We start from the raw sequence: 23,354 nt of genomic DNA, 5'->3' as shown, positions 1-23,354 counted from the left end.
CTACCTGGAGCTGTGTGCGGATGTCTGACACCCAGGGCGCGCCGGACTCCCCCGACTTCTTCGATCGGCTGATCGCGCGGCACACGGGCCCGGCGGCCGGCCCGAGCTGCCGAGCAGGTGGTTCAGGTGCAGATAGGGCGGCTCGAAGTGACGGCGGGCGACGCACCGGTCGGCGGCGGGCGGCAGCGGACGCCCGCGAAGGAGCGGTCCGGGGCCACCTTGAGCCTCGCGGAGTACCTGGCGCGGGGGCGCTGGTGAACGGCGAACACGGATCAGTACGACGACCAGCAGGCCGAGAGGAACCGAGGAACTGACGCCATGAGCAACGCACTTGCCCTCGCGCATGTCACCCAGGCCCTCGCCCTGCTCATCGAGTCCAACCTGGGGCCGGAGATCGACATGGCCGTCAAGGTCGAGCCGCGCAAGCCGCCGGCCGACCCGCCGGCCGAGCCCACCATCTCGGTGTTCCTGTACCAGGTCACGCCCGACACCTCGCTGCGCAACAGCGACCTGCCGACGCGCGCGGCCGACGGCACCCTGGTCAAGCGGCCCGTCGCCGCGCTCGACCTGAACTTCCTGATCACCGCGTACGGCGACGAGACGGAACTGGTCGGGCAGCGGCTGATCGGCTCCGTGGTGCGCACACTGCACGAGATCCCGGTGCTGCCGAAGGACGTCATCGAACTCGCCGGAGAGCGGCCCTACTTGGCGGGCAGCAACCTCGCCGAGTCGGCGCAGCGCGTCCGGTTCACGCAGACGGTGATGGACATCGACGAGACGTCGAAGCTGTGGGGCATGCTCTACCAGACGCCGTACACCCTGTCGGTGTGCTACCAGGCGGCCCTCGTCCTCATCGACGGCCGGGAGACCCCGGTGGCGGGCAAGCCGGTCGAGCGGCCCGAGGTACGGGTGCTGCCGTTCGGCGCGCCGGGCGCGCCGGTCCCTCCGGGGGCGCAGACAGCAGCTGACGTCCCGTCAAATGACGTGACTTCCGGCGAAGTTGTGCACGAGAAGGCGGACCCGCCCGCCGTGGCACCCGCCAAGAAGGCCACGAAGGCCCCCGCGAAGACCGTCGCCAGGACCACCGCCAAGTCGGCCGTGCGCACCCGCAAGGCGGCGCCCCGCGCCACCAGGCCCGCCCCGGGCCAGGGCGGCGACGACAGCACGGAGAACTGAGCGGCATGGAGACGACGGGGGCAGGTGAGGGCATGGGGGCGTACGAGCACAGCGCGCAGGAGAGCGGGACGACGCTGACCGCGGAGATCCGGCGCGTCCTGGCCCGCGTCGACGCACATGCGGCACGGTCCGCCGAGAAGACCCGTGCGCCCGGCGCCCAGGTGGTCCCCGTCGAAGGCCCCGCCACCGCCCCGCTGGACGCCCTCGTCGCCTGCTTCAGCCTCACCCCCTTCGAGCGCGACCTCGCTCTCCTCACCGCCGCCCACGAGCTGGAGCCCACGGCCGCCGCCCGGTGTGCCGCGGCCTGCGGCGACCCGGAGCGGGCGTACCCGACCTTCTCCCTCGCCCTTGCCGCCCTCGCGGAACCGCACTGGAGCGCGCTCACCCCGGTGGCACCGCTCAGGCGGTGGCGGATCGTCGAGCTGGACGACGAGTCCCGGCTGACCACGTCCCGGCTGCGGCTGGACGAGCGGATCCTGCACTTCCTGCTGGGTTCGCCCTATCTGGACGCCCGGCTGCACGGGCAGTTGCGCCGCACCCCGCCGCCGGCGGCGCTGACACCGTCGTACGACCTGGCCGCGAGCCGGCTCGCAGAGGGCTGGACGGCAGGGGCGGAGACCGGTGCGCCGCCGCTCGTCGAAGTGACGGGCGGGGATCTGCGCAGCCGGGCCGACATCTCGGCGGCCGCGGCGGCCCGCGCCGGGCTCGGCCTGTACTCCATGAGTGCCGAGGACGTCCCGACCGACCCGGCCGACCGCGACCGGCTGGCCCGGCTGTGGCAGCGCGAGGCGATCCTGCTGCCCGCCGCGCTGCTCGTCGAGGCGGGCGAGCTGGACCGCGACCAGCGGGCGGCGACCGAATCGTTCCTCGCCGGGGCGGCCGTACCGGTGGTGGTGTCCAGCGAGGACCCGCTGCGTTCGGAGCGCTCGTACGGCGCCCGGGTGGCCGTGCCGCGGCTGGACGACGAGGAGCAGCTCGGCCTGTGGGCGGACGCCTTCGAGGAGATCGACCTGGACCAGGGCGAACTCCGTTCCCTCGTCGCCCAGTTCCAGCTGCCCCCGCATGTCGTACGGTCCGCGGCCGCCGCCGTACGCCGTCGGCTGCCGCACGAGGACGAGTACGACGCCGCCGAACTCGCCTGGCGGGCCGGGCTCGACGAGGCGCGGATCGGCATGGACGAGCTCGGCCGGCGGATCGCGCCGCAGGCCGGCTGGGACGACCTGGTGCTGCACGAGCGGCAGACGAGTGTGCTGCGGGAGATCGTCGCGCACGTCCGGCAGCGGGCAACCGTCCACCAGGAATGGGGATTTGCCGCCACCCTGCGGCGCGGGCTCGGCGTCACCGCGATGTTCGCGGGCGGCTCCGGCACGGGCAAGACGCTGGCGGCCGAGGTCATGGCGAAGGAACTCGGCCTCGACCTCTTCGTCATCGACCTCTCGCAGGTCGTCAGCAAGTACATCGGAGAGACCGAGAAGAACCTCCGCCGGGTCTTCGACGCGGCCGAAAGAGGGGGCGCGCTGCTCCTCTTCGACGAGGCCGACGCGCTGTTCGGCAAGCGAAGCGAGGTCAAGGACAGCCACGACCGGTATGCGAACTTGGAAGTCAGCTATCTGCTGATGCGCATGGAGGCCTACCGCGGCCTCGCGATCCTCACCACCAACATGAAGAACGCCCTCGACACGGCGTTCCTGCGGCGCATCCGCTTCGTCGTCGACTTCCCCTTCCCCGCCGAGCACGAGCGGGCGGAGATCTGGCGGCGGGTGCTGCCGCCACAGGCCCCGGTGAAGGACATCGACCCGGCGCTGCTCGCCCAGCTCACCGTTGCCGGCGGCTCGATCCGCAACATCGCCCTGTCCGGGGCCTTCCTCGCCGCCGAGGAGGGCGACCGGCTGCAGATGCGGCACATGCTCGCCGCCGCCCGCACCGAGTACCTCAAGCTGGAGCGCTCGCTGACGCCGACGGAGGTCCGCGGATGGGTGTGACGTCCTCCCGGGACCGGGAGCCCTCGGCGATTCGGATCGAGGTCGGCGAGCTGGTGCTCGACGGCTTCCGGGCCGACCCCGAGCGCGTCTCGGCCGCGTTCGAGAGCGAACTGACCCGGCTCGTACGGCTGCACGGAGTGCCCCTGGCCGCGGACGGTCCCCTGGCCGTCGACGCGCTGACCGGGCTGCCGCCCCTGCCCGCCGGGCTCTCCGCGCGGCGCCTCGGACAGCACCTGGCGCGTGCCGTGCACGAGGGGCTGAGCGGTCACGGGGAGGTGGGCCGGTGAGTTCCCAGACCCAGGACGCCAGTTCGGAGCAGTCGGCCGAGCAGCGGCGCCGCAAGCGCAAGGAGCGGGCCGCCAAGTCCCGGGCGCCCGAGCCGAAGAACATCGTCAGCGGCGCCGGACAGCCTCTCGACCCCGGTCTGCGGCGGGAGCTGGAGGAGCAGCTCGGTCACGACCTGAGCCGCGTACGGCTGCACACCGGCCGGGACGCCGGGCAGCTGACCGAGCTGCTGGGCGCGGACGCGGTCGCCGTCGGTCAGGACATCCTGTTCCGTGAGGGCGCCTTCAAGCCCGGCACCGACGAGGGCCGACGGCTGCTCACCCACGAACTCCAGCACACGGTGCAGAACCCGCACGGCCTCGGCGCCCTGCGGGCCGGCCGCGAGCTCGGCGCCGTCAGCCTGCCGCAGCAGGCCATCGAGCGGGAGGCGGAGACAGCGGCGCAGGCGGCCGTCCGGGAGGAGACCGCCCCGCAGGTCGAGGAGGGCCAGGCCACCCCCGGCTGGCTGCGGTACGCGACGGTGGACGCCGACCGGCAGCGCGCGGAGGCGATCGACCCGGCGACCCTCGTCGACCGGCTCGCCAACTCCCTCGTACGCTCCCTGCGCGGCGACCCCGAGGACCTCTCCCAGCGCACCCGCCGCCAACTGGCCGGACTGCCCGCCGAGTTGCTCGACAGCGTCCTCGACCGGCTGGAGGGCCGACTGCTCGGCCCGGAGCACGACCGGGTACTCGACCTCGTCGACGACATCGAGGCGTACGACGACTTCGCCGACGACCGTGTGGAGCGCGACGCGCACGATGCTCCCGAGGTCGAGCCGGACACGGCGGAGGAGGTGCGCGCCGAGCGGGACAGCGCACAGCGCCGGGCCCAGGAGGACCGGGCCGGCCAGGACCGCCCGGCCGGCGCGACCGGTCCGGAGAAGGAGCGGGCCGAGCGGCCGGGCGCCCCCGGAAGCACCCCGCTGAACGGCGGCACCCGTGAGCAGCGGCAGACCGAGTCCGAGGAGCGCGCCCGGCGCGAGCGGGCCGAGTCCGACGCCCGGGACCGGCGGCAGCAGCCGGGGTCCCAGGCGCGCGCAGGCGGGGCTCCGGCGGCCGGCGTACGGGACGCGACCCCCTCGCGGAACACCTCGGCCCCGGCCGGGCAGCAGGCGCAGGACATCCCGGCCGCCGCGCCGGCGGAGCCGTCGGCTGCCGGGCAGCAGGAGGCGTCCGAGGGCGGCGGGCAGGCGCAGGAGCAGGAAGCCGAGGGCGGCGGGCAGGACCAACAGCAGGAGGCGCAGCAGCAGGACGCCGCAGGTGAGCAGGGCGTCCCCGTCGCCGGCGCGGAGGAGTCCGCCGCGCGGAACCGGCCCGGTGCCGCCGACCAGTTCGCCGCCGGCCGGCAGATCCCGCAGGCCGACAAGCGGGGCTCGGACCGGCCGACGGGTTCGCCCGCGCCCGGCACGGACATCCCGCTGCCCACCCCGTCCAGCGCTCTGGACGGCGTACGCAATCAGGACCTCGACGGCAATCAGGAGGCGGCCGACGACGAGGGTGCGCTCTCCGACAGCACCTCGGAGGTGGAGGTCGGCGGCGCCGAACCCAGCGCCTGGGACATCGACCTCCAGCCGGAGGACTTCCTCCCGGAACAGGACCCCGATGTGTCCGGCGTGCCGACGGCGGACAAGGGAGCGGAGGCCGGCGCGTCCCGCCCGGACTTCCCGGCGCCGCCGCCGACCAAGGCCGACCAGGTACAGGCGGAGCGCGACGCGGAGGACGCCGAGGACGCGGCGGCCCAGGCGGACGTCGAGGACGACACCGTCGAGACCCCGGCGGCCGAGCCGGTCACGTCGACTGCTCCCGAGACGGTGGGCGGGCCGGGGGACACCCTGCTCTCCGGGCTCGACCCGCAGGAGCGGGCCACCGCACTGCCCAGCTCCGGTTCCGTCACACAGGACCCCAAGAGCGCCGACGATCCGAAGGCCGGTCCCGTCACCGCGCAGACCACCGTGCAGCAGGCTCCCGGTGCCCAGCAGTCGGCGAAGCCGGACGGGGCCGGGCAGGAGCAGGCGGCCAAGGAGGAGAAGGGCACCCCGGCCGCGGGGGAGCGGGGCGGGGCCGCCCAGGAGAAGGGCTCACCGCAGGCGGTGGGCGGTACGGCCGCCGCACCGCAGACCGCCGGCGGCCGGCCGGAGCAGCAGACCGGCTCCGCGCCGGCCGCGGGGAGCGACGTCAAGGCCGAGGCCACGGCGCCCCCGGCCGCGCGGGACTCGCAGCTCACCGGCGGGTCCAACGCCGACCGGCCCGGGACGGCGACCAGCGGCGCGCAGAGCGGGGCGGCGCCGGAGCCGGACCGTGCCACTCCCGCGCGGCCCGCGACGGCACAGGCACCCGCGCCGGCGCCTCGGCCCGCGCCCGCACCCAGGACCGCGAATGCCACGTCCACCGCCCAGGCCGTCGAGGACGCGGTCGGTGCCGCCCCGCAGCCGGAACGGGCACCGGCCGCCGCCCCGCAGACGGCATCCGCCTCCGGCGCACCGTCGGCAGGTGGCGTCGCCAGTAAGCCCGCCGGCCAGGGCAAGGGGAAGAAGGACTCGGCACCGGCCCCGAACCTCTCCCAGGTCTCACCCGAGGCGGGCCTGAGTACGGCGGCCACCCTGAAGCCCGACAAGGCCCTGGTGGCGATGGGCGGGGTGAGCGGTTCGGTGGACCGCAGCGTGGGCGACGAGCACAAGCAGCTCGCCGCCGCACCGCCCTCCATGCAGCGTCCGGCGGGCGCCCCGCAGACCCTTGAGGGCAAGCCGAAGACCGATGCGCCCGCCCAGTACGCGCAGGACCCGGCGCAGAAGTCCCAGGCCCCCGACGCGGAGAACGCCCAGGTCACCGGTGCCAAGGAGCCCGAGGGGCAGATCGAGGCGGAGAAGGCCGAGGAGCCGAGCGGCTGGCAGACCTTCAAGATGGCGCTGGGCTTCGGCATCGGCTGGCTCGCCGAGAAGCTCGGCTTCCACGTCGACAAGCAGGAACTGGCCGCCAAGTTCGCCGGACTGCCCACCAAGGACGAGGCGCTGAAGCAGGCTCAGGCGGGCAACGCGCCAGGCGTGCAGATGCAGGGCGCGGCCCAGCAGACGTCCGACGAGCAGGGCGAGGCCGTCGACACCAAGGGCCAGGACACGCTCGACACGGCCCGTGACGACTCCGGCCGCTCGATGGGCGAGGACCAGGTCTATCCCGACGCTCCCCAGGAGGAACTCAAGGGGCAGGTGCCCGGCGCGGACGGCGGCCAGGGTGCCGCGGTGCCCGGCGGGGCGGTCACCGGTGCCGTACCCCCGGACGCGGCCTCGGTGGTGGCCGAGCACGACAAGGGTCCGGAGTTCCAGGCGGCGTTCAGCCAGGGCCAGAAAGGCATGTCCACCAGCCGCCAGACCAAGGACAAGGACACCCGGGACTCACAGACCAAGAACCGTCAACAGGTCGACGAGGGGATCCGGAAGAACACCGGCGACCAGGCCGGCCGGCGCACGAAGGCCCTCGACGAGGTCACCGCGCACCGGGAGGACTGGCGCAAGGAGCAGGACCAGTCGCTCAAGAAGCTCGGCGACAAGAAGACCGACCGGGCGGACAAGGTCCGCAAGGACGTCCAGGACCACGAGAAGAAGACCGACGACGACGTCGCCCAGCAGAAGACCGACAGCGACAAGCAGATCAAGGACAAGGGCGACCAGGCCGAGTCGGACGCGAAGAACAAGACGGACAGCGCGGCCCAGGACTCGGGCAACTGGCTCACCAAGGCCTTCGACTGGATCAAGCAGAAGGTCATCGAGATCAAGAACGCGATCGTCCAGATCATTCGGGACGCTCGTGACGCGGTCGTCAACTTCATCAAGAACTTCAAGGACACGGTCGAGCGCTGGATCAACGAGGCCCGCAAGTTCATCGTCGACACGATCAAGAGCCTGATCGACGATCTGATCGAGTTCGCCGTGGAGATGGTCCGCGAGATCATCGAACTGGCCCAGCGGATACGGAAGCTCGTCACCGACCTGATCGAGGCGGCGATCGCCCTCGTCACCCGGCTCGCGGCGGAGCTCAAGCAGTTCGTCACCGATCTGCTCAACCAGCTCGCCAAGATGCTCAGCGACATCCTGAACATCCTCAAGAAGATGCTCATGGACGTCATCAAGTCGATCATCGACGCGGTCAAGTCGATCCTCGACTACGCCTCCAAACTCCTGGGCGCACTCGGTGAGTTCATGATGATCGCGATCGACTTCCTGGACGACCCGGGCGGCTGGCTCAGCGGCGCGAAGAACTCGGCGGTCGACGGTGCGAAGCACTACATGTTCCGCGAGGTCCAGTCCGCGGTCAAACAGTGGTTCCAGGAGAAGCTCGACGAGATCCTCGGCATACCGAAGGCGATCATCGACAAGCTGATCAAGGGCGGCTTCTCCCTCGAACGGATCGTGAAGGAGACCTGGGACGCGGTCGTCCCCCAACTCCCCTTCATCATCGGCGAGATCGTCATCACCAAAGTCGTCGCGAAGCTGATTCCCGGCGCCGGCTGGGCGATGGCCGTGATCGACGCCATCCGTACGGCGATCGGCGCCCTGGGGGCGATTCTGCAGGCCATGGGCGCGGTCCTGTCCTGGCTGCGCGCGGTCCGCCAGGGCGGCGCGGGCCTGCTGTTCGCCAAGGCGGTCGCGGCCGGCATCGTCGCCCTGCTCGAACTCGCCTACCAGTACCTGCTCAGCGCGATCGGCAAGTACGTCGCCAAGGTGGGCCGCCGCCTGAAGGGCATCGCGGCGAAGCTGTTCCGTGGCGGCGGGGAGGGCGAGGGCCCGCGCAGGCGTCCGGGCGGGGGAGCGGAGGACGAGGGCGCCCCCAAGGACGCAGCGGCTCCCACCCGAAAGCCCACCGCGGGTGACACGGGCACCCCGACCCGTCCCAAGCCGGCGGAACCGACGGGCACCACCCGTCCGAAGGACCGGCCTGCCGGCAGGCCCTCGGGCGAGCCGGACACCCGCCCCACGCCGACGGCGAAGCCCCAGCCGAAGGCGGAGCCCCGTCCGAAGCCGAAGCCCGAACCGGAGACCAAGCCGAAGACCCCCGAGAAGCCGAAGGAAACCGCCCCGGACAAGCCGAAGGACTCCACGCCCGACAAGCCGAAGGACGAGACCCCCCAGCGCCCGAAGGACACGGGGGAGACACCGGGCACGAACAAGCCGAAGCCCGAGGAGCCCGGCAGGCCCAAGCAGGGCGAGTCGGGCAGGCCCAAGGAGGAAACGCCGGGCAGGCCCAAGGGCCCCGGCAAGGAGACCCCGCCGAGGCGGCCCGGCGACAAGGGTGAGGACCCGAAGAAGCCGAGGAACGGCAAGGACGAGGACCCGAAGAAGCCCAAGCACGACGAGGACGGCAAGCCGCGCAGGCCGAAACCGGACGAGCGCGATCCCCGCCGGCCCAAGAACAAGCCCGACAGGGAAAGGCCCGGCAGGCCCAAGTCGAAGAGGGACAAGGACAGGCGCAAGAAGAAGGAGGACTCGAAGGACTCCAAGCAGGAGCGCCTGCGGAAGATCATCGCCCGGATAGAACCGAAGGAAAAGAGCAGTCTGGAAAAGGGAATCGCCCGCAGCCGTCACCTCCAGCGGCTCGAGCTGTACCGGATCTGGTATCGGCTCACCGCACTGACCCGGAATCACCCGCCGCACTTCGAGGTCGAAGCCGAACTCAACCCGAAGGGCAGAGTGATCGGCGGTACGGAGGCGCCGCAGCAGGGCTTCGACACCAATGGCGACGACCTGGGTGACAGGACCAATCCGGAAGACTGGCTGAACGCGCCGCACCGGAAGAAGGGCCTGCCGCCGGTCAAGTCGCCGCGATTCCGGGACAATGCGCTCGCCGCTGACTTCACTTCCCAGTACCTCAACGCGCGATTCGCCGCGGAGGAGGGCTCGAAGAACACCGCACGGACGCCCGATCCGATCGGATTCCGCTACCTGGGCAAGAACACACTGAACGACAGCGAACAATGGGACCGAACCCATCTCCTGCCGTCCGAACTGGGTGGCAACACCATGAACCAGAACCTCGTACCGGCGCGGCACTACCAGAACATGAGACTCCGGGCGACCGAGGGACCCGCCTTCAAGTGGATAAAGAACGGGAGCCGGATCGCCTGGTATCAGGTGGAGATCGCCTATCACCCGGAACTTCGTGCTCCGGACGACCGCGTCACCCAACCCCCGGGTTTCCCCAGCCGCCTTCGCACCGCATGGGGGAAGTACGAACAGAAGGACGGGACCAGCGGTGAGAGTGATACCCACTGGACCAAGATGGGGCTGGAGGACGAAGTCACCATCTCCAACATGGAGAAACCGCCGACTCTCCCCGAGCACCGCACCATCAACGTCAACACGGAGAAGGACCTCTACCGTCTCAAACTCGCCCTTGAGGCCAGGGATTCGCACATGACTGCGATCGTGAAACTGCGGCCTTTCGTCAACGAGGTCGACATGGTGAACAAGTTGCAGGCGTACAACCAGAGGTTCAAGCTGGACAAGATCAAGAAGCGCTTGCTCCAGCTGAAGACGGCAGGCCGTCTCCAATTCTGAACGGGGGAAGCCCCACTCCTATCGAAGGCCAGAACACATGGAAGCGTTGACACGAAGCGAAGAGCAGCAGGTCGAATCCATCAGGGAGCTGAAATCCAATCCCCTGTTCGAGGTGACGGACGAGAAGGAGAGCCTGTCGTTCCCCATCTCCGACTTCGACCCGCTGTCCGGGACGAAAGAGGAATGGGCGGACGTACGGCTCAGCGCCGAACTCAAGGACTGCGCGCTGCGGTTCTGGTCCCTGTCGTGCCAATGGCACTGCGTGGACCCCGAGCTGGAGCTGCACGGCGAGTTCTGCCTCCCGCACCTCTACCGGGCACTCCTCCGTGACGCTCCGCGCTACAACGACCTGGCCTCGGAACCGGAACGCTCCCTGATGTCGGAGCTGCGATTGATCGACTTCGCTCCCGCCAGGGCGACGGGCGAGGCGGCCTACATCCGGATCGAACCGCACAAGGACCAGTTGGAGATCTGGTACCAGGACCGCTACCTGTACGAAGAGGACACCAATACCCAGGGATTCCTCCGGATGGAGCTCGACTACTGCGCCTATCTGGAGGCTCTGCGCCTGACGAAGGGTGCCTTCGGCTGGCAGATGCTGTTCGTCGACGTGGAATTGCGCGGTCTTGAGTTCCGGAGGCATCGGGAGAACCTCACGGCCATGCTGCGGACCTTTCCCTCGGCCTTCCCGCAGTACGACTACGCACCGCTCATCAGCCGGCTGGAGGCCCGTCTGTGACCCGCTACGCCGACATCCCCAAACCCATTCGCTCCGGCATCGTCGTCGTCGACCCCGACACCGGCACCCCCCAGCGCATCATCGTGCTGCAGTTCAACCCGGACACCCTGGAGCGCAGCATCGCGCCCCAGTCCGCCGGGGACAGCGGTGACGCTTCCAGCGGTGGCGCCGGCAGCGGGGACCGGAACGAGGCGCTGAGGCTCAAGGGGCCGGCGCAGGAGACCTGGAAGTTCACCGCCGAGATCGACGCCACCGATCAGCTGGAGATCGCTGCGCCCGACGGGATCCACCCCCAGCTCGCCACGCTGGAGATGCTTGTGCAGCCCACCACCGCACAGCTCCGCGCCGCGAGTCGGCTCGCGGCGAACGGGACCATCGAGATCAGCCCGATCGAGATGCCGCTCACGCTGTTCACCTGGGGGAGCAAGCGGGTCATGCCCGTGCGGCTCACCGAACTGTCCGTCAACGAGTCCGCGTTCGACGTGAATCTCAATCCGATACGGGCCTCGCTGAGTATCGGAATGAAGATCCTCACCGTCAGCGACCTGCCCGCCGGGCACCGCGGCGCCGACCTCTACATGGCCCACCTCGCGCAGAAGGAGCGGCTCGCCGCCGCCGCGCGCGGCGGGAGTCTCGGGGCCCTCGGGCTGCCGGGTGCCGACGTACTGAGTGGAAGGGGCTGAGCCCGACCTCATGGCTGACATCGAGTCCTACGAGAGTGCCCTGAGCGCGATACCGGGGGCCCACCCCTACCCGCGGACCAGCCGTTACCACGACGCCGAGATCGGCATACACATCCAGAAGGACGGCACCGAAGTCCGGTACGCCAAACGCCGCCTGCTGCCCCCGCTCGACGCCCAGGAGACCCGGGAACACGTCGTCGGCGCGGGCGAGCGGCCCGATCTGCTCGCCCAGCGCTACGTCGGCGACCCCGGCCAGTGGTGGCGGATCGCCGACGCCAACCCCGTACTCGATCCACGCGAGTTGACGGACGAGGCCGGGCGGGTCGTCGAGATCCCCGAGCCCGGAGGAGTCCGGCGTGTCTGAGCAGCCCGTGCGGCAGGGCCCCGTCCACATCACGCTCCTCATGGGGCCGAAGCTGGTCCGGCCGGTGCCGGCCGAGGTGACCGAGGCGCTGCTGTCCGCGCAGATCACCGCAACGGCGGGGGAGCGCAGTGGATTTCAGCTGGCCTTCGATCTCACCAAGACCGGCGTCATCAACCAGCGGCTGCTGCCGGAGGGCTTCTTCGACCCGAAGACGCGGCTCGTCATCACCGTCAGCGTGCGCGGGACGCAGGACGTCCTCTTCGACGGGCTCGTCGTGCGCCAGGAGGTAGGGGCGAGCAACCAGCCCGGCCACTCCACCCTCACCGTCACCGGCGAGGACCTCACCCTGCTGATGGACCTGGAGGAACGCACCGCGCGCTACCCCAACCTGCCGCCCTCGCAGCGGGCGCTGGCGATCCTGCAGCGCTACTCCGACTACGGCATCCGGCCCGATGTCTACGCCGAGAAGATCGCGCAGCCGCCGCACCAGGATCTGCGGGTGCACTACCAGACCGGTACCGATCTCCAGTACCTCACCGATCTCGCCCGGGCCAACGGCTACACCTTCTATCTCGAACCCGGCCCCAACCCGGGCCAGTCGTCCGCCCGTTGGGGGCCGGAAGTCCGCCTCGGCATCCGTCAGCACGCCCTCAACGTCAACATGGACGCCAATACGACCGTGGACCAGCTCACCTTTGCGTATGACGGGACTGCGCGAGAAGAGCCGCAGGCCCGCTGGCAGGACCCGGGGACCCGGGTGTCCACCCTGCTGCCCCAGCCGTCGATCAGCCCCCTGCGCCCGCCCCTGGGCCGCCGCCCCACCCCGGCGCTCAAACGCAGGACCCTCTCCGGCACCGCCAAGCAGCAGCGCGAGCAGGCCGAGGCCGAGCTCCTCGCCCGGGCTGCCGTGTCGGCGGACGTCGTCTCCGGGTCCGGATCGCTCGACGTCAACCGGCACGGGTACATCCTGCAACCCCGCCAGCTCGTGGGCGTGCGCGGCTCCGGACGGGCGTACGACGGCGATTACTACGTCAAGTCCGTCACGCACAACCTGCGTCCGGGGTCCTTCCAGCAGAACTTCACCCTCTCCAGGGAGGGACTGGAAGCCCTCAACGACACCGTCCGGCCGTAACACCTCATCACTCAGGAGCAGGAGCAGTTCAGCATGGCGGCAGCAGCGAACAACCGCTACCTCGGCAAGTTCCGCGGCCGGGTCGTCGACAACAACGACCCGATGCGCATCGGCCGTATCACCGTCGAGGTCCCGGACGTCCTCGGTGACGAGCCGTCCACCTGGGCGCTGCCCTGTCTGCCGTTCACCGGGCCCGAGTCCGGGCAGTTCGTGGTGCCGCCGCCGGGGGCCGGTGTGTGGGTGGAGTTCGAGCAGGGGGATCCCAGTTTCCCGGTGTGGACCGGGTGCTGGTACGGGGCTGCCGCAGAACTGCCGCCCGACGCGCGCCGCGAGCTGCAGGCCAACTCGCCGAGCAAACCGGTCGTCGTGCAGACACCGGGCGCGCACAAGCTCGTCATGAACGACACCGCCGGAGCCGAGCAGGGAATCCTGCTGCAGGCCCAGGGCGGTGCCTACATCCGCATCACCAAGGAAACCGTGATCATCGCGAACGGCGCGGGCGCCGAAATCCTGCTGCAGGGCGATCACGTCACCATCAACCAGGGCCAGTTGACCGTGCAGTCGAAGCGTTAGCAACACGGGGGAGAAGAGAAGTTGTCCGGGAGTCTGCTCGATGCGAGCGCCGTGATCGGCTGCCCGCACGGCGGTCGTGTCACCGCCGCCACCACCCCTTCCGGCGCCGTACGCATCGGGGGCGCCGCCGTCGCCACGGGCGCGCACGCGTACGTCGTCATCGGCTGCCCGCACTCCGTCGCCGGGGTGCCCTCGCCGTGCGTCTCGGTCCGCTGGACCGCCGACGGCACCGGCGTCACCGTCGACGGCGCCGCTGTGCTGCTCGACACCTCCGCAGCCGAGTGCTTCACGGCGGCCTTCGTGCCGCAGGGACCGCCCGTGGTCCAGGCCGCACAGCGAAAGGTCACCGTCCGATGAGCCGTCATACGCGCAGCCACCCGCGCACCGACATCGCGTTCCCCTTCCGCGCCGACCGCCGGGGCCGCACCGCGCACGCCGACCACGCCGCGCACGTCCACGACCTGATCGAGCAGCTGCTGTTCACCAGCCCCGGTGAGCGCGTGATGCGCCCCGACTTCGGCTGCGGGCTCCTCGACCTGGTCTTCGCCCCGAACAGCCCCGAGCTGGTCAGCACCCTCGAACTCTCCGTGCAGGCCTCGCTGCAGCGCTGGCTCGGCGACCTCATCGACGTCGTCGCCCTGGACGTCGTCAGCGACGAGAACGTCGTACGCGTCCATCTGTCGTACGTCCTGCGGGCCACCGGAGCCCGGACGGACGACGTCTTCGAAGGGAGGGCGGCATGAGCACGGGTACGACCACCTCCCGCCGCGCCAAGGTGAGAGCCGCTCAGCTCAACGGAGTCGACGCGGTGGAGGTCGGGGACGACGGGCTGCTGCTCACCGTCACCTTCCTCGGCAAGGCCCCGCACGGCCTCGGCCCCGAGAATGTCCGGATCGACGGCGGCCGCCGCATCACCGGCATCACCGCCGTCGACGTCAGCGTCGAGCGCGAGGAAGACCCGGAGCTCGACGACCGGCTCTACGTCACCCTCGACCGGGCCGGCGACACCTCGCGGTATGTGTTCGCGCTGGTCGAGACCGACCCGTACGGGCGGCCGGGAACGGAACCCTTCCGCGGCTTCGACCAGCGCTATCACCGCGCCTCCTTCTCCTTCCGGCCGGACTGCCCGTCTCCCTTCGACTGCAAGGGAGACGGGGAGGAGGCACCGGACTTCCCGGCCGCGCCCGTCGTCGACTACACCGCCCGCGACTACGACACCATCCGCAAACTGCTCCTGGACCGGCTCGCGCTCACCACCCCCGACTGGGTCGAGCGCAACCCCGCCGACCTGGGCGTCACGCTCGTCGAACTGCTCGCGTACACCGGTGACCAGATCAGCTATCAGCAGGACGCGGTCGCCACCGAGGCCTACCTCGACACCGCGCGCCGCCGGGTCTCCGTACGGCGGCATGTCCGGCTCATCGACTACGCGATGCACGACGGCTGCACGGCACGCGCGTACGTCACCGTGCAGACCGCCGGTGACACCACGCTCGCTGCGGGTACCTTCCGCTTCGCCTCCGTCGACGTCCGCGCCCTCGACCCGCACGACCGGCCCGAACCGGGCACCGTCATCGACGAGATCGACCTCGGCGACCTGGACGAGCGCGGCTCGGTCGAGGTCTTCGAACCGGTGGTCGCCGCCGACCCGTTGGAGCTGAAGGCCGCCCACAACGCGATCCGCCTGTGGACCTGGGGCGGCGAGGTGTGCACCCTCCCGAAGGGCGCGACCTCCGCCACGCTGCGGGACGAGTGGGACGACCCCGAGACCTGCCGCGACCGTCAACTCGCTCTCGCACCGGGTGACTTGCTGATCCTGGAGGAGGTGAAGGGCCCGCGCACCGGCACCCCCGGAGATCAGGATCCGAGCCACCGCCAGGCCGTGCGCCTCACCTCCGTCACCCCGGGCATCGACCGTATCGAGGACCAGCCGGTCCTGGAGGTCACCTGGGCCACCGAGGACGCCCTGCGCACCCCGTTCTGCCTGACCACGCGCGGCGGCCGCGACTGCCTGCCCGTCGAGGACGTGACCCTCGCGCGCGGCAACGTCGTCCTCGTCGACCACGGCCGCACCCTCACCGGACTCCCGCAGACCGCCACCGTGCCGCCCGAGCCGGCCGTCGTCGCGCCCTGCGACCCGCCCGAGTTCGGCTGCTACGACCGTGAAGAGGGCAACGCATCTGCCCGGCTCATCAACTCCCTCACGGACAGTGCGGAGAGCGGGGAAGCCCTCGCACCCGACGATGTCCGCGAGCTGTTCCAGGTGGTCGGCGAGGCGGCGACCCTACGCGCCGGAATCGGTCTGGAGCGCGCCGGGCAGCGGCATGAGCGTGTGGTGCCCGGCACTGCGTACGCCCAGGCGGCCGCCCTGCGCACCCTGCTCGCGCAGTCCGTCTACCCGGGCATCGTGCCGCGGTTCCGGCCCGTACTCGGGCGTGCGCCCGTCGTGCAGGCGGTGGCCTTCCCCGATGCGGAGGCCGTGGCCGCAGGTCAGGCCGAGCGGATCGCCGCGATCCCGGGGAGGGTCCGGCAGCGGCTCGTCGAGCTGTGGCGCAGCGCCCGCGACCGCGACGGGCTCGCCGACGAGGAGATCGACGAACTCACCGTCATCTACGGCCTGAAGGTCATCGAGCGGTTCGAGCTGCGTATGCATCCCGTGCGTGCTCTGCGTGAACTCCTGCACAGGAACGACGAGTTGCTTGACACCAAGCTGCGCCGGGTGGCGGTCCTCGCGTCCCGGGCCCGTGCCGGCACGGTCCTCGACGGGCACATCGCCTGGGAGATCGCGCACAGCTGGGGTCCGGCGTACGCGGCCGGACTGCACCCCGACGAGCCGGTGCTGCGTGGCTCCGCGACCGCCGCCCTCGCCCAGGACCCGCGTCGCGCCCTGCCCGCCGTACGCGTCGAGGACGGCGACCTGACCTGGGCGCCCCGCCGTGACCTGCTGCACAGCGGCCCCCGCGACCGGCACTTCGTCGGCGAGCTGGAGGACGACGGCCGTCTCGCCCTCCGCTTCGGCGACGGGCGGCACGGCGCGAAGCCGGCGGCGGGTGCCAGGCTCGCTCTGCACCACCGGCTCGGCGGCGGCATCGCGGGCAACGTGGGCGCGGAGGCCATCAACCACCTGGTCATCCAGAGCGACTGCGAGCAGCCGCCGGCCGCCGTGGTCCGCAACCCGCTGCCCGCCACCGGCGGCGTCGAGCCCGAACCGGTCGAGCAGGCACGCCAGTTGGCGCCGCTCGACCTGCGCCGCACCCGACTGCGGGCGGTCACCGCCGAGGACTACGCGGACCTTGCCTGCGCCCTGCCGGGTGTGCAGCGGGCCGCCGCCGAGATCCGCTGGACCGGCAGCGTCCAGGAGGCCCACATCGCGATCGACGCGTACGGCGGCGCCGAACCGTCGGCCGAACTGCTCGCACAGGTCGAGCAGTCCCTGGAGGCGTACCGGCGCATCGGCCACGACCTCGTGGTCGGCCCGGCCCGTCCGGTGCCGCTCGACATCGAGCTGCGCGTGTGCGCCGCCCCCGGCCACCAGCACGGGCAGATCCTCGCCGAGCTGTACCGCGTGCTCGGCAGCGGCCGCCTGGCCGACGGGCGGCTCGGGTTCTTCCACCCGGACGCGCTGACCTTCGGCGAACCCGTACGGCTCAGCCGTCTCGTCGCCGTCGCCGCGGCCGTACCGGGCGTGCAGAGCGTCCAGGTCGCCCGGCTGCGGCGGCTGTTCGAGCAGGACCGAGGAGAGAGGGAGGACGGCGTGCTGCGGCTCGGCCCGCTGGAGATCGCCACCTGCGACAACGACCCGGACCGGCCGGAGAACGGCCTGCTGGCGATATCCCTGGGAGGTGCGGCCCGATGACTGCCACCGATGAGTGCACCTGCGGCTGCGGCGGCAACGACGAGCGCCTCGCGCCCGCCCCGATCCACAACCCGCCCGGCCGCACCGCCCTCGACTACCGCGTCGGCGAGTACGGCTCCTTCCTGGCCGCCCTCCTCGACCGGCTCGCCTCGCCCGCGTACCCGGCCCTGGAGGGGCTCACCGTCCGCACCCCGGACGACCCGGCGATCGGCCTCCTCGACGCCACCGCCGTCCTCGGTGACCTGCTCACCTTCCACTCGGAGCGGATCGCCGACGAGGCCTACATCCGTACGGCGAACGAGCACCGCTCGCTGGTGCTGCTGGGGCGGCTCGTCGGACATCGGCCGCGGCCCGGTGTCGCCGCCGCCACGCACCTTGCGTACAGCCTCGAACGCGATCCGCGTGCCGAGGCGTTGTCCGTGGTGATCCCGCGTGGGGCGCGCGCCCACAGCGTGCCCGCCTCCGCCGACGAGGAGTCGCTGACCTTCGAGACGAGCCGGGACCTCACCGCCCGCTGGGACTGGAACGAGCTGAAGGTGCGTCGGCGGCGGCCGTCGCTGGTGACGCCCGAGGACCTGGAGCGTCGCCCTGAGCTGTTTGTCGAGGGCACGGCCAACTCTCTGCAGACCGGGGATCAGTTGCTGTTTGTCTTCGGTGAACAGGCGGGTGGCGAGCGGAAGTTGCTGCCCGTCGCGGGCGTGCGGATCGATCGTGATGACGACATCACGGCGATCTCCTTGCCGAAGTCGGCGCCTGCGACGCTGAAGGAGCTTGTCGGCGAGGTGCGGCTGTGGGTCGCCGAGCCGTCCGTCCCCGGTGAGCCCGGCGATGAGCCGCCTACACCCGAGGTGCCCAATCCGCGGCCTGTCAGCCGCCTGATCGAGGACTTCGACGGCCAGGTACTCGCGCCGCTGCGGGCGGCCCTGGACGGGGTGAAGACGCCGGAGAGTCTTGCTGCGGTTCTGGCGGAGCCTGTTGCGCGGCTCGGTGAGGCTGAGGTGTTGGCTGAGCCTTGGGATGATGTCGCTGCGTGGTTTGAGCAGTTGCAGGCTGTTCTTGCCGAACTCGGTGCGCGGGCACTGGCGTTGGCTCCTGCGCAGGGCACGTCTGAGAGTGCCTCGGTGGGTGGGTTGGTGTCTGCGGCGCCGTTGGGGCTGGTCGCGCAGTTCCCCGCGCCCCTTAAAAGCAATCCGCGCGCCGCCGCTTTTCATGCGCTGGCGGCTGTCCTTCCGGCCCTGCGTGCCCAGAGTCCCGCCCCCTCCGCCGCCACCGGCACACAGCTTCCCGGGACCGACACCGCTCGGCTGCTTGCGGCTCTCCATCCCGGGCTCGGCAGTCTCTATCCCGCCTGGCGGAAGGCTGCCGCGTCGACCGGTGTGCAGTTGTTGCGTGCTCTGCTTGCGATGCGGGTCAGTGCGGCCCCGTTCGGCGCCACTGCGCCGCTCAAGCCCGTTCAGGACGACAAGGGCCGGGTCATCCGGTCCGCGGACTGGCCGCTGACGGGGGCCGTGCTGACCGGGATACGGATCGTCTACGACACCGCGGGCAAGGCGCCGGTGCGGGCGGAGTTCCAGTATGTCGAGGGCAACAGCTCCGCGCAGCAGGCGGTGACCCTGCCGATCGCCCAGCCGGTCAGCTTTGCGCTCGGACCGGGGCAGGTCGATCTGTCGACCCGGGCCGCCCAGGACCGGGATCTGAGCTGGCTCACGCGCCGTCCGGCAGACTCCCAGGAGCCCGGCGTCACCGTCCGCCTCCGGGCCGGACTGCCCGAGCGCACGCTGTTCGTGGGTCGGCCGGATGAGGACGGTCTGATCCACGTCGGCATCAACAACGGCACGCCGCGCGAGGAAACCCTGCACCCGGGCAGCCCCGTGCAGTTCACCCATGGCGACTACGAGGTGAGCCTGCGCTACACGGTGGGCAGCACCGAGCCGAACGTCGAGGTAGTCATCGCCAGCAAGCCGGCACCCGTCAATCGCCGGGTGCTGCAGCTCGACAGCGTGCACACGAGCATCACCGTCGGCGGCTGGGTCGCCGTCCAGCGCCCCGCCAAGGGCGCCCAGAACGGCATACCCGGCGACCCCGGGCTCGCGTTCGTCACCACCCAGGTCGTGGCGGCGCGTACGGCGGCGTACACCAACTACGGCATCACCGGCCGCGGCACCGAACTCACCCTCGCCGACCCGTGGTTGGACGAGTTCGACGTGCTGCTGTCGCACATCCGCGACACCACCGTGTACGCCGGGGGCGAGCCACTGCGCCTGGCCGACGAACCGCTGGGCGAGGAGGTGCACGGCAACGAGATCGAACTCGCCGAGCTGTACGACGGATTGCGGCCCGGGCGCACGCTCATCGTCAGCGGTGAGCGCAGCGACATCCCCGGGACGACCGGTGTGACCGCCACCGAGGTCGTCACGATCGACGCCGCCGATGCGACCGTGGACCCGCAGTTGCCCGGCGACCGCGTCCACACCCGCCTGGTCCTGACCACCGATCTCGCCCACCGCTACCGCCGCGAGACGGTCCGGATCCTGGGCAATGTCGTCGAGGCCACCCACGGCGAGAGCCGTGAGGAGGCCATCGGCAGCGGTGACTCGGAGCGGGTCAACCAGACGTTTGCACTCTGGCAGTCCCCGCTGACCTGGCTCGCCGACGACAACCCCCTCGGCGCCACACCGGTGTTGGAGATCCGGGTCGACGGCGTCCTGTGGCACCAGGTGGACAGCCTGGCCGGACGCGGCCCGAACGAGCGCGTCTACATCAGCGGCACCGCCTCCGACGGCCGTACGACGGTCACCTTCGGCGACGGCATCCACGGCGCCCGTCTGCCCAGCGGCCACGAGAACGTCCACGCCCGCTACCGCTTCGGCACCGGCAAGGCGGCCAACGTCCCGGCGGACCGGATCACCCAGCCCCTCACCCGCCCGCTCGGCGTCACCGCCGTCACCAACCCGCGCCCGGCCGCGGGCGGCGCGGACGCGGACGGACCCGGCCTGACCCGCCGTACGATCCCCCTTGCAGTCTCCGCCCTCGACCGGCTCGTCTCCGAGGCCGACTACGAGGACTTCGCCCGCTCCCGCGCCGGCATCGGGCGGGCCGCCGCGCGTGAACTCTTCGACGGGCGGCGGCGCGTACTGCACGTGACCGTCGCGGGTACGGACGACGTGCCGCTCGACGGCGACTCGGACACCCTGCGCGCCCTGCGCGGGGCCCTGACCGAGTACGGCGATCCCAACCTGCCGGTCCGCGTGGATGTACGGGAGCTGGTCCTGCTGCTCGTCTCCGCCAAGGTGAAGGTCGCTCCCGACCACGCCTGGGAGTACGTCGAGCCCCGGCTGCGGGCGGCACTGCTGCGCCGACTCGGCTACGAGGGACGGGAGTTGGGGCAGCCCGCCCGCCTCTCCGACCTCCTCGCCACGGCCCACACCGTGCCCGGCGTCGACTATGTGGACGTCGACGTCTTCACCGGCGTCCCCGCTTCCGCCACGCCGAAGGAGCTGGCCGAGCTGCTCGCCCACCCCGGGGAGCCCAGGCCCAGCGTCCCTGCCCATCCGGCGACGTACGACGAGAAGATCCACACCGTGCGGGCCGCGAACGGCGAGACGCTGTCGGAGATCTGCCACTGCTACGGCATTCCGCTCACCCAACTCCTGCGCCTCAACCCCGACATCACCGACACCCAACGCCTGCACGAGGGCCGGTCGGTGTTCGTCTTCCGCGGTATCCGCCCCGCGCAGCTGGCCCTGCTGTCGCCGCGGGCCGCGGACACCCTCATCCTCACGGAGGTCAAGTGATGTCCCCGGACGTGCAGTTCGACACGGAGGCCGCAGTGACCTCCCGGGAGCCCGACGGTCTGGCCGCGCTGCTGCCCCGCTGGCACCTCCTGCGCGACGCCGAGGAGGGCGAGCCGCTGCGGGCGCTGCTGGCGGTGATCGCCGAGCAGCTCGACCGGGTCCGCGACGGCGTGGAGCAGGGCTACGAGGACCTGTTCGTGGAGACGGCGGCCCCCTGGGTGCTGCCGTACCTGGGTGACCTGGTCGGTTACCGCACCCTGCCCGGCTATGAGCGTGTTCTCACCACCGGCCTGCACGAGGGGGGCCGTGACGCCCTCGCCGAGGCGATCGCGCCGCGTGCCGACGTGGCCGCCACGGTCGCCAACCGGCGCCGCAAGGGCACCCTGCACCTGCTGGAGGAGATCTCCGAGCAGGTCGCCGACTATCCCGCCCGCGCCGTCGAGCTGTCCCGGCTGGTCGCCCACAACCAGTCGGTGAAGCTGTACCGGGACACCGGAAGGGGCCGCCTCGTCGACCTCCGGGACGGCTCGGCACTGGCCCTCGCCGGCGGACCGTTCGACACCACGGCCCGCACGGTCGACGTCCGCCGCGCCAACTCCACGCGCAGACAAGGCGGTTGGAGTCCCGTCGGGGTCGCCCTCTTCGTCTGGCGGCTCAAGGCGTACCCGCTGACGTCCTCTCCGGCGTACTGCATCGACCGCGCCCGCAACCTCTACACCTTCTCGATCCTCGGCAACGACAGCCCCCTGGTCACCAAGCCGGTCCCGGAGCCTTCGCCCACCCACATCGCTACCGTCGACAATGTCCCGGCGTTCATCACCCGCCGTCTGCTCCACGACCGGCTGCTGGACTACTACGGCCCCGGCAAGAGCTTCGTCATCCGGCGCGACGGCGAGGACAAACCCGTACCGCCGTCCGACATCGTGGTGACGGATCTCTCCGACTGGCGTTATCGGCCGAAGCGCGGCCAGGTCGCCGTCGACCCGGAGCTCGGGCGGATCGCGTTCGGGGCGCGCTCGGCGCCCCGGCAGGGCGTCTGGGTGGACTACCACTACGCGTACGGCGCCGACATGGGCGGCGGCGAGTACGAGCGGCCCGACCGCGTGGACCGGCCGGACGCCGCCTTCTACCGGGTCGGACCGGGACAGCCGTACCGCCAGATCATGGACGCCTACCGGGCCTGGCAGCACGACCGCCGGGCCGATCGCACCGGACCCGACGGCATCATCGAGATCACCCACAGCGGCGCCTACCAGGAGCAGCTGGACTTCGACCTCGACCCGGGCGACCGGCTGGAGCTGCGGGCCGCCGAGGGGACGCGGCCGGTGATCCGGCTGCTCGACTGGTACAGCAACCGGCCCGACGCCCTCAACATCCGTGCCGTGTCGGAGGACTGCGCCCCGCACGAGCGTCCGCGGATCGTCCTCGACGGGCTGCTCGTCGCCGGGCGCGGCATCAACGTCACCGGCCCGATGGGCGCGGTCGTCGTACGGCACAGCACGCTCGTCCCCGGCTGGTCCCTGGAGCCCGAGTGCGAGCCGCACTCGCCCGAGGAGCCCAGCATCGTCCTGGACCGCACCAGCGCCTGCCTCCAGGTCGAGCACAGCATCCTCGGCACCATCGAGGTCATCGGCGACGAGGTCAGCGAGGACCCTCTCGACATCCACCTCCGCGACAGCATCCTGGACGCCACCGGACACGACCGCGAGGCCCTGTCCGCCCCGGACTGCCGCCACGCCCACGCCGTCCTCCATGTGCACCGCACGACCGTCATCGGCGAAGTCCACACCCATGCGGTGGAGATCGCCGAGAACTCGGTCTTCACGGGAAAGCTGCACGTGGCCCGGCGCGGCATCGGCTGCCTGCGGTACTCGGCCGTCCCCGCCGGCTCGCGCACCCCGCGACGCCATCGCTGCACCGACGTACGGCCGTTGTTCGCATCGGTGCGCTACGGGACGCCCTGGTACGGGCAGTTGGCCGACCGGTGCGTCGAGGAGATCCGGCGCGGCTCCGACGACGGTGCCGAGATGGGCGCCTTCCACGACCTGTACCGGCCGCAGCGCGAGGACGGACTGCGTGCGCGGCTCGCGGAGTACACGCCCGCCGGTGCCGACGCCGGGATCTTCTTCGTGACATGAGCAGTGCCGCCGTACGACACACCCGCAGAATCCTGAACCAGGG

General features: G+C 71.2%; 15 protein-coding genes. All 15 read left to right on the top strand.

The features are described 5' to 3' along the window. The first annotated feature begins 126 nt into the window (after window positions 1–126). Genes P2Q00_RS49005 through P2Q00_RS48935 form a run of 15 tightly spaced genes read left to right on the top strand, consistent with a single transcriptional unit; the run spans window position 127 to window position 23,311 of the window. Window positions 127–258, top strand: a complete 132-nt coding sequence (locus tag P2Q00_RS49005) for a hypothetical protein (protein WP_275781508.1) — start codon at window positions 127–129, stop codon at window positions 256–258. 60 nt (window positions 259–318) lie between these two features. Further along, window positions 319–1,176 (top strand): Pvc16 family protein, encoded by an 858-nt coding sequence (locus P2Q00_RS49000; RefSeq protein WP_275781506.1) that lies wholly within the window; start codon window positions 319–321, stop codon window positions 1,174–1,176. Between the two features lie 32 nt (window positions 1,177–1,208). Further along, complete coding sequence (locus P2Q00_RS48995; RefSeq protein WP_275781509.1) at window positions 1,209–3,158, top strand: ATP-binding protein; 1,950 nt, start codon at window positions 1,209–1,211, stop codon at window positions 3,156–3,158. Further along, a complete protein-coding gene (locus P2Q00_RS48990) occupies window positions 3,149–3,445 on the top strand; it encodes a hypothetical protein (RefSeq protein ID WP_275781504.1) in 297 nt (98 codons plus the stop codon). Before P2Q00_RS48995 ends, P2Q00_RS48990 begins: the two co-directional genes overlap by 10 nt. Continuing rightward, complete coding sequence (locus P2Q00_RS48985) at window positions 3,442–10,032, top strand: eCIS core domain-containing protein (RefSeq protein WP_275781502.1); 6,591 nt, start codon at window positions 3,442–3,444, stop codon at window positions 10,030–10,032. The genes P2Q00_RS48990 and P2Q00_RS48985 overlap by 4 nt, the downstream gene beginning before the upstream one ends. Window positions 10,033–10,078: 46 nt before the next feature. After that, on the top strand, window positions 10,079–10,771 hold the full coding sequence (locus P2Q00_RS48980; RefSeq protein ID WP_275781501.1) for a hypothetical protein: 693 nt from the start codon (window positions 10,079–10,081) through the stop codon (window positions 10,769–10,771). Beyond that, the gene (locus P2Q00_RS48975) at window positions 10,768–11,454 is read left to right on the top strand and encodes a hypothetical protein (RefSeq protein WP_275781500.1); all 687 of its coding nucleotides are present in this window, start codon (window positions 10,768–10,770) and stop codon (window positions 11,452–11,454) included. Before P2Q00_RS48980 ends, P2Q00_RS48975 begins: the two co-directional genes overlap by 4 nt. Window positions 11,455–11,464: 10 nt before the next feature. After that, on the top strand, window positions 11,465–11,818 hold the full coding sequence (locus tag P2Q00_RS48970; RefSeq protein WP_275781498.1) for a LysM peptidoglycan-binding domain-containing protein: 354 nt from the start codon (window positions 11,465–11,467) through the stop codon (window positions 11,816–11,818). Then, window positions 11,811–12,950 (top strand): hypothetical protein, encoded by a 1,140-nt coding sequence (locus P2Q00_RS48965; protein WP_275781496.1) that lies wholly within the window; start codon window positions 11,811–11,813, stop codon window positions 12,948–12,950. The genes P2Q00_RS48970 and P2Q00_RS48965 overlap by 8 nt, the downstream gene beginning before the upstream one ends. Window positions 12,951–12,983: 33 nt before the next feature. Further along, window positions 12,984–13,523, top strand: a complete 540-nt coding sequence (locus P2Q00_RS48960) for a phage baseplate assembly protein V (RefSeq protein WP_275781495.1) — start codon at window positions 12,984–12,986, stop codon at window positions 13,521–13,523. Window positions 13,524–13,544: 21 nt separating this feature from the next. Continuing rightward, the gene (locus tag P2Q00_RS48955; RefSeq protein ID WP_275781493.1) at window positions 13,545–13,880 is read left to right on the top strand and encodes a hypothetical protein; all 336 of its coding nucleotides are present in this window, start codon (window positions 13,545–13,547) and stop codon (window positions 13,878–13,880) included. Further along, a complete protein-coding gene (locus P2Q00_RS48950; RefSeq protein WP_275781491.1) occupies window positions 13,877–14,266 on the top strand; it encodes a GPW/gp25 family protein in 390 nt (129 codons plus the stop codon). Before P2Q00_RS48955 ends, P2Q00_RS48950 begins: the two co-directional genes overlap by 4 nt. Further along, a complete protein-coding gene (locus P2Q00_RS48945) occupies window positions 14,263–17,379 on the top strand; it encodes a putative baseplate assembly protein (protein ID WP_275781490.1) in 3,117 nt (1,038 codons plus the stop codon). The genes P2Q00_RS48950 and P2Q00_RS48945 overlap by 4 nt, the downstream gene beginning before the upstream one ends. After that, window positions 17,376–21,173, top strand: a complete 3,798-nt coding sequence (locus P2Q00_RS48940; protein WP_275781489.1) for a putative baseplate assembly protein — start codon at window positions 17,376–17,378, stop codon at window positions 21,171–21,173. The genes P2Q00_RS48945 and P2Q00_RS48940 overlap by 4 nt, the downstream gene beginning before the upstream one ends. Further along, the gene (locus tag P2Q00_RS48935) at window positions 21,173–23,311 is read left to right on the top strand and encodes a hypothetical protein (protein ID WP_275781488.1); all 2,139 of its coding nucleotides are present in this window, start codon (window positions 21,173–21,175) and stop codon (window positions 23,309–23,311) included. Before P2Q00_RS48940 ends, P2Q00_RS48935 begins: the two co-directional genes overlap by 1 nt. The last annotated feature ends 43 nt before the right edge of the window (window positions 23,312–23,354 follow it).

This window comes from Streptomyces coacervatus, assembly GCF_029223485.1.
Lineage (GTDB): Bacteria > Actinomycetota > Actinomycetes > Streptomycetales > Streptomycetaceae > Streptomyces > Streptomyces coacervatus.
This window is presented reverse-complemented; position numbering and strand designations above follow the sequence as displayed.

Coding starts and splice junctions, on each gene's coding strand:
- P2Q00_RS48950 (WP_275781491.1), top strand. CDS start 13,877: ATGAGCCGTCATACGCGCAGCCACCCGCGCACCGACATCGCGTTCCCC.
- P2Q00_RS49000 (WP_275781506.1), top strand. CDS start 319: ATGAGCAACGCACTTGCCCTCGCGCATGTCACCCAGGCCCTCGCCCTG.
- P2Q00_RS48945 (WP_275781490.1), top strand. CDS start 14,263: ATGAGCACGGGTACGACCACCTCCCGCCGCGCCAAGGTGAGAGCCGCT.
- P2Q00_RS48940 (WP_275781489.1), top strand. CDS start 17,376: ATGACTGCCACCGATGAGTGCACCTGCGGCTGCGGCGGCAACGACGAG.
- P2Q00_RS48960 (WP_275781495.1), top strand. CDS start 12,984: ATGGCGGCAGCAGCGAACAACCGCTACCTCGGCAAGTTCCGCGGCCGG.
- P2Q00_RS48995 (WP_275781509.1), top strand. CDS start 1,209: ATGGGGGCGTACGAGCACAGCGCGCAGGAGAGCGGGACGACGCTGACC.
- P2Q00_RS48990 (WP_275781504.1), top strand. CDS start 3,149: ATGGGTGTGACGTCCTCCCGGGACCGGGAGCCCTCGGCGATTCGGATC.
- P2Q00_RS48970 (WP_275781498.1), top strand. CDS start 11,465: ATGGCTGACATCGAGTCCTACGAGAGTGCCCTGAGCGCGATACCGGGG.
- P2Q00_RS48935 (WP_275781488.1), top strand. CDS start 21,173: ATGTCCCCGGACGTGCAGTTCGACACGGAGGCCGCAGTGACCTCCCGG.